This is a genomic window from Bartonella sp. AC70YNML (genome assembly GCF_042196545.1).
In the GTDB taxonomy this organism is placed as follows: Bacteria; Pseudomonadota; Alphaproteobacteria; order Rhizobiales; family Rhizobiaceae; genus Bartonella.
Genome location: NZ_JBHIQK010000007.1, coordinates 50,798 through 64,459, shown reverse-complemented (window position 1 = coordinate 64,459; position 13,662 = coordinate 50,798). Strand labels below are relative to the sequence as shown.

Genomic DNA, 13,662 nt, shown 5'->3' with positions numbered 1-13,662 from the left:
TTTGGATAAAAATACATACCCGTAAAATGAGATTTGTGATTATACAATCCAGAACTTACAATTTTTTATCCACATAAAATGAAAATACCTCGTCTATAAAACTCTAAAAAAACGAAAACTTTTCAAAACCATACATTCACTCCTCTTCTTTTGAAAATCTTTATCTTTTTAGAAAAGTAACGATTAGGTAAGAAAAAATATACCTTCCGCACTCATTTGCTCCAATTCATACCCCTAAAGTCACCAATCTTACCCCCTCCTCACAATCTCAAAAGTAATTAAATGCATACATCTATTAACTATAGAGCTAAAAATTTAATGATCACAAAGAATTTTACAAATTCGTTATTTATCTTGAATTAACAACAAAATATTGATGTCCAAAATTTTTACTTTCAAAAGCTCTAAGTGCAAGAGCATTTTAGATTTTATTCTGTTTATTTTTTCTCTTGCCTTTAAAGAAACAGTCATTTAATCGTTTTACACGAACTCGGAGCGTAGCGCAGCTTGGTAGCGCACTTGACTGGGGGTCAAGGGGTCGTGGGTTCAAATCCCGCCGCTCCGACCATTTTTAAAATGCTATAAAATAAGCTTACTTAAAAAGTGGATTATTACGCATTTTAATTGCACACACATGAACTTTTTCTTCAACGTAAAATAATGTGCAGTGATATTTTATCATAAATTTGAGATAAGCTGTTTTATTAAAATGCGCTTCGTTCTTAGGAAAACACATACGAAACGCGAGACTTTTTGCCTCGCGTTTTTTATTCTTCAGAAAAATTTATAATTATCCGATCTCATATTTTCTAAATTTTCTTTACACGATAACGTCGCTGTTATCATTTTTTGTAATGGATGGTGACATCTGTACGGTTATCTTTTTTGGTTTTAATTCAGCTGGCATTTCCCTTTTAAGCTGAATATGAAGAAGCCCATCTCCAAGTTCTGCCCCAATAACCTTAACATGATCAGCCAAATGAAAACGCCGTTCAAAAGCACGCGAAGCAATACCTCGATAAAGAAACTCTCGTTCTTCAGCATCATTTTCAGGCTTTCTGTCTCCTTTAACGATCAGCTGGTTACAATGTGTTTCAATATCAATTTCATCTTGAGAAAAACCAGCAACAGCCATAGAAATTCTATAAGAATCTTCAGTTAAACGTTCAATATTATAAGGGGGATAAGAAGAAACTTCATCTGGTTGGGTTCTAGAATCAAACCAATTAAAAAGATGATCAAAACCTACTGTGGAACGATAAAATGGTGAAAAGTCTACTTGACGCATAATATTGCCCTCCTCTAGAGCGACTATAATTTATAATTGATTCACAAAGTTCCCAAATGGCAAACTTGCTTGTGAACCTGCGGCCCCATCATGGCAACCACACTATATTATCTAGTAATCGTTTTTCTTTATTTCAACTCTTTGGGACCTAAATTGATAAAAACTATCTAAAAAGCAATATACCCCTTTTTAAATCCTCTTTCTTCATTACATAAATGTCAAAGCACTAAGCGACAAATACAATGTAAAGGATTTCAATTGGAAACACCTCTTTATCCCATAGACTGGGGTTCCACTTCTCTTAATATCCATCATGATACTCTTAAAATAGCAATAGATCATGAAATTCGTTTTGCTATAACATATCCTGAGGTGGAAAAATCTAAGGGAACAATTGTTATTCTCAAAAGCTACGCAAATACTTTAGAAAAATATTTTTTATTAATAAATGAAATTTCTAAACGTGGTTTTCATACAGCAATATTTGACTGCTTTGATCAAGAAAAAACATCCTTCAAGATAAGAAAACAAAGCCGACATCATTGTTTTGATATAAATAATGATATTAATGACTTATATAAATTTCTTAAAAATATTGTTTATCCTAATTGTCCGCCGCCTTACTCTATGCTCACCTATGGCATAGGTGGATTGATAGCACTTAGCGGATTAGATCTCATTAATCATCAGTTTAATAGATTGCTCTGTGTTTCTCCCCTTTTTGCTCCATTCGGCAATAAAACGAATAGTTTTCAACATAAATTAACACAATTTCTTTCTGATATAGGTCTTGGCTTTATACCAGTGAAAAATAGGAAAAAATTAAACAAGACAAAACAAAAAAATATACAATTGGGACACACACATAAAGTGCCGCTCCCTTCCATTAAGCCCCCAACATCCCAATGGATGGCTTCAGTATTTAATGCGATTGATTCTATGAAGAGAAATGTACTTCATGGAAATTTACGAATCCCAACACTCTTTATTCTTGCCAATCAAAACAATATTGCAAACAACATTGAAGTGCGGCAATTATGCCAACACACACGTCTAACAGAAAGTATTACTATTACAGGCGCTGAACTGGATACAATTATGGTTAACGAAGATTATAAAAAACAATTTTTTGCTGCATTTGATGCCTTTATTCCCGATAATGTATCTGTAAAATAACTAAACCTTAATTTCCACTTCGCCCCATCAAAAAAGAAAATTTCTACGAGCATTGGATCTACAAACACTTTTAAATATAATAGATTTTTCTTTCCAACCACTCATATGATTTGTTTTCTAGCCTTTACAGGCAAACCATGACCTAAATATTCACCACGCATTCTAATAAAAAACTAATATACAAAGTATATCATTACATTAAAAAATATTATTTTACATCATAAAAAATAACTTAATAAAAAAACTATTTATATAAATAAAAATAATAAATCTATCTTAATATAACATGATACATATTTACAAATAAAGCATCAAAATACTATTTTTTATTTGTTATAAAATACTCATTTAATATTATATCTAGAAAATAATACTTTTCATCCATTTAAGGAAAAAACTGGAAATAAAGCGCATTTATAATATTTATTACAAATCTCTATAAAAACAAATAAATATAAAATTTCTATTTCTTAGGAGAAATTTTTAAAAACAATAAATTAACATAATATTCTTTTAATTTCTCGATATAGGAAGTCCCTACAATAATGGTTTTCATAATTTTTTTAATGGAATTCTGATAATAATCAGCAAATTTAAAAGAAAAGATAGCAATGAATCATCCTAGAAGTTTTAGAGCCCCCCTTCTTTTTTCAAAATCACATATATTTCGAATTTAACCAACTCACAACGAATATGCTGTATTGTAAATCAGAATGTAAGAATTAACCATTTTGCCATTCATTTCAATTATGAGCATTTTACCATCTTTTTTCTAAATACTCTATATTGTATAATTGATGCGGCAAAACTCTGACAAATGGAGCCATTGGAACATAATCATGAAACGAATCCTGCTCGCAGAAGATGATAACGATATGCGTCGCTTTCTCGTAAAAGCCTTAGAACGTGCAGGCTACGAAGTCGCCGATTTCGATAATGGTATTAGCGCATATGAACGTTTACAAGAAGAGCCATTTTCCCTTCTCCTGACTGATATTGTGATGCCAGAGATGGACGGAATCGAACTTGCACGACGTGCTACTGAAATTGACCCTGATTTACGAGTAATGTTCATTACAGGTTTTGCAGCGGTAGCACTCAATTCAAATAGTGATGCCCCTCCTGATGCAAAGGTTCTCTCTAAGCCATTTCACTTACGTGAACTCGTCAATGAAGTTGAAAAGATCCTTATCGCTGCTTAAAAAGTATTTTTTAAAGTTATTTGCATCTGTTGAAAGAGAAAATAAAATTAGGCATTGACGTTTGGCATTCTATATGGTGTATGCAACATCAATGAATGGGCGTGTAGCTCAGCGGGAGAGCACTACGTTGACATCGTAGGGGTCACAGGTTCAATCCCTGTCACGCCCACCATTCAATTTTATAGTATAAATAAATTATTGAATTATCGTATTCTTCCAAGGTACGGGATGCGTAAATAAAGATTCGGAAATAAGATTTTGCAACATGCCTCTACAAAGGACATACTTTACAGAGTGTTTCTAATATTTTTTTACGTTCTGATAGCGCCTCTTTGGGGAAGCCATCTAAAAAATATCAAAAACGTAATAACAGCCTCATTTTGCAACAGATTAAAAGTTTGATTTTAAAACTCTTTCCACAAGCATAGACTTCTGTTCAAAAAAACATTGTTTATTTCCTGATCTATCCCCTGTTTTTCTTAATTCTTTCATGTCTATTGGTATACACTTGTTGTTCAAACAGTTAGATATAACAACAGTCACTTCGATAGATATAAAACACTTAGCCTTAGAGCTGTATTTTGAATTTACCAATTACAGATTATAATAAAATATTAAAAAGAGTAAAAAAATACGATAAAAGCAAATTTTTTCATTCTAAAAATATATTGATTCATAATCATGTTTTATTGTTTGCCATGTTAAATGAGAAATCCAGATATCGTAATGTTTTCTCATTTCAAACCTATTTATATTGAATTAATCAAAACCGTCTCTTTTACACGTCATAAGAGGAATTAATATTAAGTAAAAATTGTATAAAAAAGCACAAAAATGCCGATAACTACCTCAAATGCTAAGATTTATCGCAACATCGGGGGCTAAAAAATAGGCAAAGTGTATGATAGTGCCGGCTTGTTACTTCATAAGCGTAAAGATGGAGGCGCTCAATGGATTTATCATTGTACTATTCACGAGCGCTAGCGTGAAGTGAGCTTTAAGAGATATCTCTTAAAACAAGCGCATAAAATGGCATTCTCCTCACACTGTATTTCTATTGAAATAATGATCACCTTGAATCGTGTGAATTTAGATCTTCAGATCTCATCTGCATAACATTTTAATGTGATTGTTATCCAATATTAAAATACCTCTAATATGATGTACAAACTATAAAGAAATAAGAAAAAACATTTGAAAATTTAAATATGAAATCTAAAAACTTAATTCTGAGATACAATCTATCTCCATTCATATAAATACACAGCATATATTCTTAAACCGATAAGACTAAGAAAACCTAAATATTGATGAATATCTATAACCACACCTGAGAAACAGTGATAATCACGTTAAATCAAATTGTCCGCAAATGCCTCTCATTGAAAAAAACAATATCTTATCTGGGCGGCACATATAACACCTTCTTATACGAAAAAACTATAAAAAAGCAATTCGTTATGAATCCACTGCTTCCAAGACAAGAAGATATTCTCCACCTCTTGTGCCGCCTGTAAATTCTCATCATAAACAGATATCGTTTTTATTCTTCAATGTTTCATAAACTGTTCTAAATCACATCCATCATGCCTTGTATATAATCAAAGTCGATCTTACTAAAGGTCATGCTGAAAAATATAATAATATTATTCATAAAAAATAAAAAAATTACAATAGATGTTTTTTTTGCAATTTCACCAGCATTAGCAGCAATGCTTAAATCTAATCTAAGAAATAAAATATTCATTTTCAGAAAAATGAAAAGAAGCTCTTAAAAAAGAATTTTTACAATCTGTTTCCTAAAGCATGTAATGTAGTAGCAACACGCGGCACGAAAATGCAATGCTATAAGTTTCAGTAATCAAAAACAATTTTTACTGAAAAAAGGTAAAACAGCATTATTTTATACTAAAACAGTCAATAGAAAAACGTTTAGCAACAAAATCAACCAAAAAACATCAAAAAGGTTCGGGATTATACAGAAAAATAAGCTAATACAATAAGAGGAAAACTCTCTTTATAGCCTATTGATATTATTTAAACATGGTGATCCCGACAGGATTCGAACCTGTGACCCACGGCTTAGAAGGCCGTTGCTCTATCCAGCTGAGCTACGGGACCCAACTGATTATTTTCTCAATTCAAAATAGCATTTTTAATTCAATGTGTCCAAGGTTGCTGCCGATCACTGCGAAAATTATCAGAATAAGAAATAGCACGTCGAATCGATGTATGTTTCTTTTCTACACGGTAAGAGATAGCATTCTTACGTGCAAAAGCAATCGCTTCTTCTTTCCTATTAAATCGGATCCTTACCTGATTATTCATATCAGACGTTGCCGTGTATCCCATAAGAGGTTCAAGCATTTTTTCTTTCATCGGCTCATACTCTAGAACCCAAAAACTTGTATTCCCCTTACCTGACTGCATAGCTGTCTTAGCAGGACTATAAATACGTGCGATCATGTCTTTTTCCTTCAGATTAAACAACGCTTGAATGATAGTTTCTCATCACACGTACCCAATTTGGTCATTTTCACACACTCAATCAAATATGGTCGGAGCGATAGGATTCGAACCTACGACCCCCTGATCCCAAATCAGGTGCGCTACCAGGCTGCGCTACGCTCCGCCATTTACATTTACTTGATGCACATTTCCTAAAATTTTCACAACAGAAGTGCAAGAGAAAAACACACTTTTTTTAAATTTTGTTGCATTTCTTTACAAAAAAGAACATTTTTTAATTTTTTCCCCTACTCAATAACAAATTTATTGACAAATAGTAGAAAATAACCTCCGTAAAAAATCCAATCTATATTAAAAAAGAATGAATTTCTCTATAAAGACTTCATAATTTTTATCCTGTTTTAAGCAAGCTCTCACTGTATCAAAACGCATTTCACAGATACAGTTTTAGAAAAAAACAACTTAAATATCATAGAAAAATTTTCCCAAAGAGAACATAAGCCAAAGAATTCAGCTGTATTAAGCTTTTTTCTCCTCTTTTTCTATCTTCCCAAGGACTCTTTTATTAAAAACTCTAGAATCTACGACAATTCATATTCATAAACAACAAACATTTTTTCAAAGCACAAAGGTTTCATTATAAATAAAGTGCTCTTTTTAAAAAAATTTTCAAATGCGAAGATGAAAAAAATTCAATATCATACAATAAAATCTCAAAGTTATTTAAAATAATCACATGACAAAAGTAAAAAACACTATTTTTCTCTCTTATATAGATATCCAAAAAAGAAAAAATTTAAATGACTTGTCTTTTCACATATTGAAACGATAATAAAAGGTCAGAATAGGTAAGCCGCGATAAAGAGTATTTACGGATTTCTTCTATTCAAAACTTCAGCAATAACAGCACGTGTTATTTTTCTTTTTCTTTGTAATGCCAACTGATCAACAGAATCAATAACACGCTTCAATGAAAATAAAGAACGTTCACAACGACTTACAAGGTAATAAACCGTATCTGGATGTACAATAAGTTGCCTATCGGAAAAAAGCTTAAAAGCAACAGCTGTTAACAATGCATCATCAGGCTGATTAATTTCAACGAACATCACCGAATTAAGACGACTTTTTAGATCATTTAACGTTAAATTCCAAGCGGAAGGAAGTGTTCGTGCCGTCATCAATAAAGTAGCTTGTCGTGCATCAAGATTTGTTTGCTTAATACTGTTAATTAAATGAAAAAGTTCTGTCTCATTGATTTCACCTGTATCAATATCCTCTATTAAAAATGATCTGCCTAAAGAAGCCATAGTAACAGCCTGATCAAGTTCATTGTACTGAATCCTGAAAGCATCTGCTTTTTGGAGCCATATATTAGAAAAGTGCGTTTTTCCAGATCCTTCTTTACCAACTAAAACTGCAATAGGTAAGCTCCAATTGGGCCAGTGATCAATAAGCTGAAAAGCCATACGATTACTTTCCGTTACCACTAAATCCTCAAATTGAAAAATCGGATCATAAGGAAAATTTAAAGATAATTGCGTTTCACACCCATTCATTTTAGCGGCTCCGAATTTCCGCTTCGCGAATACATCTGAGAACTCAGATAAGTATGAAGAGCAAAACGAACTAAAACGCCAACAGCCGCTGCCGCAGGAACAGCAACAAGCATACCAGTAAAACCAAAGAGTGAAGAAAAAGCAAAAAGTGAAAACATCAACCATACGGGATGTAATCCCACTGATGAACCTACAAGCTTGGGTTGAAGAATATAACCTTCAATAAATTGACCAATTAAAAAAAGTGCCATCACAACAATGATTCCCCCCCAATTATTGGGATAAAACTGGACCCATGCAATACCAACAGAAAGGAGCAAACCACTCATTGTGCCGATATAAGGAACAAAGCTAATAAGACCAATAAACATACCAATCAAAAGACTAAAATTGAGTCCTGCAATCGTTAAACCAATAGCATAATAGCCTCCCAATATGAGACAAACTGTTCCTTGTCCACGAACAAAGCCTGCAATAGCTCTATCCATTTCATGAAAAATACTACGGACGGTTTCAAGATGATCACGCGGTATTAACGAATCGATTGCTGTTACCATACGTGGCCAATCTAATAACATATAAAATGCCACCACAGGTGCCACAACAAATAGGCTAACGATATTAACGATAGATTTTCCTGACTTTAAAAGTGAATTCAAAAGAGACGTAATAAAATCCGAACCTTCGCCCAAAAATCCTTTAATATTATTCCGTAATTCATTTGGATCACTTCCAAAATAGCGCCTTAACCAATCAAAATCATGCTCAACAAAAAAGGTTTGAATACGATTAATATAAACAGGTAAACCATCACTCATAAACTGCTGTATTTGCCAACTAATAACAGGAATCAAAATAACTAAAGCAGCAACAAAGATAATAACAATAAATAAGGTAATAAGGACAGTCCCAAACACACGACGAATACCAAATTTTTCAAGTAATTGAACAATGGGATTGAGAAAATAAGCCAACACAATCCCTGCCACAAAAGGAAGCAAAATCGATCCAAAAACAAACATAAAAAGAATGAAAAAAATCAGCGTACCCAGCCAAAAAAAGATTTGTCTTTTCATATTATTCGGCAACGGTAATTGAGTATACGCTGGCACATAAGTCTTATAACGATCACGAGATGTATTCTCACTCACTTTCTTTCTCATAAGTTTCCAAGAAGACTGTCCGTGATTATCTGATATCTTGCTCATAAAATATCCTAAAAAAAACTTCACAAAGAATTATAAACAACTTCAAAATAAGCTACAAGAAAAGTTGCTTATTTTCTTATCAATATCTCTTGCAGAGAGAACTCTATCATGGCATTGCATAATATCAAAACCTGATTTTCCATTAAAGGAAGGCTCCAATGAGCAATCAAGATCTTATAAAGAATAAATCCAAAGTCGGCCTTACCTACACAAAAGCCGGTGTAAACATCGATATGGGTAATGCCATGGTAGAAAAAATCAAACCCTTTATACGCGCTACAAAACGAGCCGGAGCAGATGCAGAAATTGGTGGGTTTGGTGGCCTTTTTGATTTAAAAGCCGCTGGCTTTACAGATCCTATCCTCGTAGCAGCCAATGATGGAGTGGGAACAAAATTAAAAATTGCTATCGAAGTAGGTCACCATAATACTGTAGGTATTGATCTCGTTGCTATGTGTGTCAATGATTTACTTGTACAAGGAGCTGAACCGCTTTTTTTTCTGGATTATTTTGCAACTGGAAAGCTCGACCCTGAACAAGGGGCTGCGATTGTTTCTGGTATTGCAGAAGGATGTAAACAAGCCGGTGCTGCTCTTATTGGAGGAGAAACTGCAGAAATGCCAGGAATGTATGCAGAGGGAGATTATGATCTAGCCGGTTTTGCTGTAGGAGCATGCGAACGCAGCAAGCTACTCCCTTCAAAAGATTTGATAGAAGGTGATGTTATATTAGGTCTAAGCTCCTCTGGAATTCATTCCAATGGCTTTTCGCTTGTTCGACGAATCATCCAGCAAAATTATCTCAAATGGAATGACCCTGCCCCTTTTTCCCCTGAAAACAGCCTTGGTATAGCACTTCTTACACCAACACGCATTTATGTAAAATCGCTTCTTCCCATCATGCGAAAATATGAAGGGATTAAAGCTCTTGCTCATATTACGGGTGGAGGCTTTCCTGAAAATATTCCACGTGTCCTTCCATCTTCTCTCTGCGCTGAAATTAATCTTTCTACCATCAATGTTCCAGCAGTATTTTCATGGATTGCCAAACAAGGTAAAATAGAAGAAACAGAAATGTTAAGAACATTCAATTGTGGTATTGGCATGATCATTATCGTAGCACAGCATGCAGCTGAAGCAATTACACAAGCTCTTGAAAGAAAAGGAGAAACTGTAACTCCACTTGGCATTTTAATAAAACGCCAAGATCAAAATAAAGGAATACTTTATAAAGGGGTACTGAATTTATGAAAAAAAAAATTGTCGTTTTTATTTCTGGTAATGGTTCGAATATGGTCGCCCTTGCTCAAGCAAGCCAACAAACGGAATATCCTGCTGAAATTGTCGCTGTTATTTGCGATAATCCGCGTGCAAATGGTATTGAAAAGGCACAAAATCATAACTTACCCATTCATATTGTTGATCGTAAAGTTTACAAAACAAAAGAAGAGCATGAAGAAAATATTTTTACGATTTTAGATCAATATAAACCAGATTTTCTCTGCTTTGCAGGGTATATGCGCCTTATCTCACCACGTTTTGTAAAACTTTATGAAGGACGAATTTTAAACATTCATCCTTCTCTTTTGCCTTCATTTAAAGGCTTAAACACACATGAAAAAGCTTTACAAGCAGGTGTAAAAATTACGGGTTGCACTGTTCATCTTGTTACAGAAGACGTGGATGCAGGAAAAATCCTTGCTCAAGCAGCCGTTCCAGTCTATCCCCATGATACTGCTGAGCGCTTAGCAGAAAGAGTTCTTAAAGTAGAGCATAAACTCTACCCCGAAGCCTTAAAAGCATTTATTGAAGGAAAGAGCAAAATGATAGATACGCAACAACAGCTTTTATCTTTTTGAGTGTATCAACAATCTATTAATCAGCATATTTCAATGCTTTACACATAGTTTCTGCTCAGTATCTACAATTGAAAATCTCTATGAAATGTTGACATAATAGAGCCCATCTCTTCAATAAATTTTTGCACAAAACATGTGATTTTTTTGAATTTTATTTCATTTTCAAAATTCTTCTTCTTTATTTAATTCTATGACATTATCATAAGCTCTATTTATCAAAATGCTCTCGTATTTAGCCTAAAAAATCTTAAAATACGCACTTTTTCTATTGCATAAATTTTTGCTCATGACGAAAGTGTTTCTTTAACTGTTACAGCTAACTGTTTGAGTGTAAAAGGTTTAGATAAAAAACCAAAAACAGCATCTTGTGGAAGATTTTTAGCAAAAGCATCTTTTGCATATCCAGAAACGAAAAGAAATTTGATACCAGGATAGTTTTTACGGACTTCCTTCAATAAAGTGGGCCCATCCATTTCTGGCATCACCACATCGGAAACAATAATATCAACATCTCCTTTTTGTTCCTCAAGAATAGAGAGTGCTTCCACCCCACTTGCAGCCTCTAAAACCGTATATCCTCTCATTTGAAGAGCTCTTACCCCCCCCATTCTGACCGCATCTTCATCTTCAACCAATAAAACAGTCGCAGATCCTGTTAAGTCTATATTTTTATCTTTCTCTTCATCTTTTTCAACCTTTTGAGAAATTTCTCCTTTTATATTGGGGATATAACGGGGAAGAAAAATATGAAATGTTGCTCCTTCACCTTCTTTACTTTCACAATAAATATACCCACCGCTCTGCTTGATAATTCCATAAACCATTGATAAACCAAGTCCTGTTCCTTTTCCAACTTCTTTTGTTGTAAAAAATGGCTCAAACATTTTTTCTTGTATAGCAGCAGATATACCAGCTCCTGTATCTGAAATAGTCAATTGCACATACTCGCCAATTGCTAATCCAAGATGATTAAATTCAGCACTTTGTTGCTTTGTAATATTATTTGTCGCAATCGTAACAATACCTCCATCTAACATGGCATCACGCGCATTAATAACCAAATTCATAATAACACGCTGAAAAGATGCTTGATCAACTTCAACGCTCCACAAATCTCTTCCATGAATAATTTTTAACTGAATATTATTACCCAAAAGTGGTAAAATAAGATTGCGAATGTCTGATAAAAACTCTGTAAAATCAACTTCTTCAGGTCGAAGTGTTTGCTTTCTAGAAAAAGCTAATAATTGCTGTACAAGAGCAGCTGCACGATTAGCATTATTTTTAATATTGATCAGATCAGCATGAGCAGGATCAGAACTACGATGCGTATTTAAAAGAAGATCACACGACATTAAAATTGCTGTTAAAACATTATTAAAATCATGAGCAATACCGCCAGCCAATTGTCCTACAGCTTGCATCTTCTGACTTTGCATCATTTTATCTTCAAGAGTTTTTTGTTCGGTTGTTTCAATCACAGAGATAATAAGCAAATCTTGCAATACATCACCATGATAGGGCGGTACAGACATAATATGGAGCCGTAAATGGCATTCTTCATTTTTTTCTAAAACAGTTTCTAGAGAAACAAAATAATTTTTATTTGTTGCAATTCTCTGAAAAGAACGCTCTAACTGCACACAATCACGACGAGAAATAACATCATAAAAATTGACAGCTTTGTCCATACATCCCGTGAGTGATGAAAAAGCTTTATTCATATGAACCAATTGCCCTGCATGATCCACCACGGCTATTGCAAAAGGACTCGCATCAAAATATTCTCCTAATATACGGGGTAATTTTAATTGACCGTCCTCTTCTTTTTGTATTTGTTGTGGAATGATCACAATACGATAAATAGCCTCCTCTTCTAAGAGAGAAGAAACAGATATAAGACAATGGAATATTTTCTCACAAGTCGTGTGTGAATTTAAACATAACGAAAGCCTATAAGGTAAAGAGTAACCTGAACTTTGATATCTGTTGGTTTGTAAACAGATATCACTCCATGAGCTCTTAGCGCCAACGCTATCAAATAACGAATCAAAATTATATTGACCAATTGAGAAATTAGCTAAATCAATTGAAAACCATTCTGCAAAAGTCGCATTGGCATAAAGAATAGTTCCTTGTCTATTAACGGATACAAAACCAATAAAAGCTTGATCCAAGTGATTGATAGCCTCTTGAAGGTTCGAGAAAAAAACTTCTCGCGTTTGTTGTAAGTGCGAAATATCAGTAATACGCCAAAATAAAAGCTTTTTTTTCTGTTTTGTGATAGGTTGAATGGAAATATTATACCAAACAGAATTTTTTGGTGTAGAATCGGTAAAAATTGGCTGTTCTACTCTTAATTCCTCTTGCGCTGCAAGATTATTACAGGCTGCAACCTTTAAACGGTACGAGAGGGCACCAGCTCCTGGAAGATCCGCAATAACCCTATAACAAGACACTTCAGGCCTATAGGTCAGAATTTTTCGATAGTTTTGATTAGAATAATAAACAAAACCAGAAAGATCAGAGATTACAATTGCATCATCGCTCCTATTAAAGATGCTAAAATCAAAATCTTCATGCGACCACACATGATATCTTAAAATTCCCATTCCATACAAAACGAGTGTTGCAACACCGATCATTGCTAGAATCAAAAAAGATATTGATATCGCCTGTTGCAAATAGTTTTGTGTATAAAAAAAACCTAAAATACCCACAATGAAAAGAAAACCTAATACAAAAACAACACCAAAAATAACAACTCTCCGATGAAACGAAGACGCTGATCTTTCATTATTCTCAAAATCTTTATCCATCTCTCTTTGCCTTAGCTTATAGCTATTTCTTATGTCACAAAACTTCCTTTATATTCGTTGTTATGTTGTTATAAAGTATATAC

Annotated in this window: 9 protein-coding genes, 4 tRNA genes and 1 pseudogene; 7 read left to right on the top strand and 7 right to left on the bottom strand. The window is 33.7% G+C overall.

Translation table 11 applies throughout. The features are described from left to right. The first annotated feature begins 491 nt into the window (after positions 1–491). Positions 492–568: transfer RNA gene (locus ACFIMU_RS06075), tRNA-Pro, on the top strand. A gap of 252 nt (positions 569–820) precedes the next feature. On the opposite strand, the gene ACFIMU_RS06070 is transcribed toward ACFIMU_RS06075, so the two are convergent. Next, a complete protein-coding gene (locus ACFIMU_RS06070; protein ID WP_375607095.1) occupies positions 821–1,288 on the bottom strand; it encodes an Hsp20 family protein in 468 nt (155 codons plus the stop codon). Positions 1,289–1,546: 258 nt separating this feature from the next. On the opposite strand from ACFIMU_RS06070, the gene ACFIMU_RS06065 reads away from it, so the two are divergent. The 4 genes and pseudogenes from ACFIMU_RS06065 to ACFIMU_RS06050 all read left to right on the top strand — a co-directional run. Beyond that, on the top strand, positions 1,547–2,464 hold the full coding sequence (locus tag ACFIMU_RS06065; protein ID WP_375696897.1) for a serine aminopeptidase domain-containing protein: 918 nt from the start codon (positions 1,547–1,549) through the stop codon (positions 2,462–2,464). 839 nt (positions 2,465–3,303) lie between these two features. Continuing rightward, positions 3,304–3,666 (top strand): cell cycle two-component system response regulator CpdR, encoded by a 363-nt coding sequence (cpdR, locus tag ACFIMU_RS06060; RefSeq protein ID WP_005773448.1) that lies wholly within the window; start codon positions 3,304–3,306, stop codon positions 3,664–3,666. A 97-nt stretch (positions 3,667–3,763) separates the two neighbouring features. Next, positions 3,764–3,838 (top strand) — tRNA-Val (locus tag ACFIMU_RS06055). A gap of 716 nt (positions 3,839–4,554) precedes the next feature. Beyond that, positions 4,555–4,647, top strand: a pseudogene (locus ACFIMU_RS06050) (DUF4102 domain-containing protein); the annotation flags it as partial. A gap of 1,063 nt (positions 4,648–5,710) precedes the next feature. On the opposite strand, the gene ACFIMU_RS06045 reads toward ACFIMU_RS06050, so the two are convergent. The 5 genes from ACFIMU_RS06045 to ACFIMU_RS06025 form a co-directional block, all read right to left on the bottom strand. Next, positions 5,711–5,787 (bottom strand) — tRNA-Arg (locus ACFIMU_RS06045). Between the two features lie 39 nt (positions 5,788–5,826). Continuing rightward, on the bottom strand, positions 5,827–6,132 hold the full coding sequence (locus ACFIMU_RS06040) for an ETC complex I subunit (protein WP_375606624.1): 306 nt from the start codon (positions 6,130–6,132) through the stop codon (positions 5,827–5,829). An 89-nt stretch (positions 6,133–6,221) separates the two neighbouring features. Continuing rightward, a tRNA-Pro gene (locus ACFIMU_RS06035) sits at positions 6,222–6,298 on the bottom strand. A gap of 706 nt (positions 6,299–7,004) precedes the next feature. Then, positions 7,005–7,694 (bottom strand): DnaA regulatory inactivator HdaA, encoded by a 690-nt coding sequence (gene hdaA / locus ACFIMU_RS06030; protein ID WP_375609379.1) that lies wholly within the window; start codon positions 7,692–7,694, stop codon positions 7,005–7,007. Beyond that, positions 7,691–8,902 (bottom strand): AI-2E family transporter, encoded by a 1,212-nt coding sequence (locus ACFIMU_RS06025; RefSeq protein WP_375606626.1) that lies wholly within the window; start codon positions 8,900–8,902, stop codon positions 7,691–7,693. Before ACFIMU_RS06025 ends, hdaA begins: the two co-directional genes overlap by 4 nt. 158 nt (positions 8,903–9,060) lie before the next feature. Here ACFIMU_RS06025 and purM point away from each other — a divergent pair, with 158 nt between their 5' ends. Both purM and purN read left to right on the top strand, forming a co-directional pair. Then, positions 9,061–10,152: a phosphoribosylformylglycinamidine cyclo-ligase gene (gene purM / locus ACFIMU_RS06020; RefSeq protein WP_375696896.1), complete on the top strand. Its 1,092-nt coding sequence runs from the start codon at positions 9,061–9,063 to the stop codon at positions 10,150–10,152. Beyond that, on the top strand, positions 10,149–10,760 hold the full coding sequence (gene purN / locus ACFIMU_RS06015) for a phosphoribosylglycinamide formyltransferase (protein WP_375606628.1): 612 nt from the start codon (positions 10,149–10,151) through the stop codon (positions 10,758–10,760). Before purM ends, purN begins: the two co-directional genes overlap by 4 nt. Positions 10,761–11,044: 284 nt before the next feature. Here purN and ACFIMU_RS06010 read toward each other — a convergent pair whose 3' ends face one another. Then, complete coding sequence (locus ACFIMU_RS06010) at positions 11,045–13,579, bottom strand: response regulator (RefSeq protein ID WP_375696895.1); 2,535 nt, start codon at positions 13,577–13,579, stop codon at positions 11,045–11,047. Positions 13,580–13,662 lie beyond the last annotated feature (83 nt).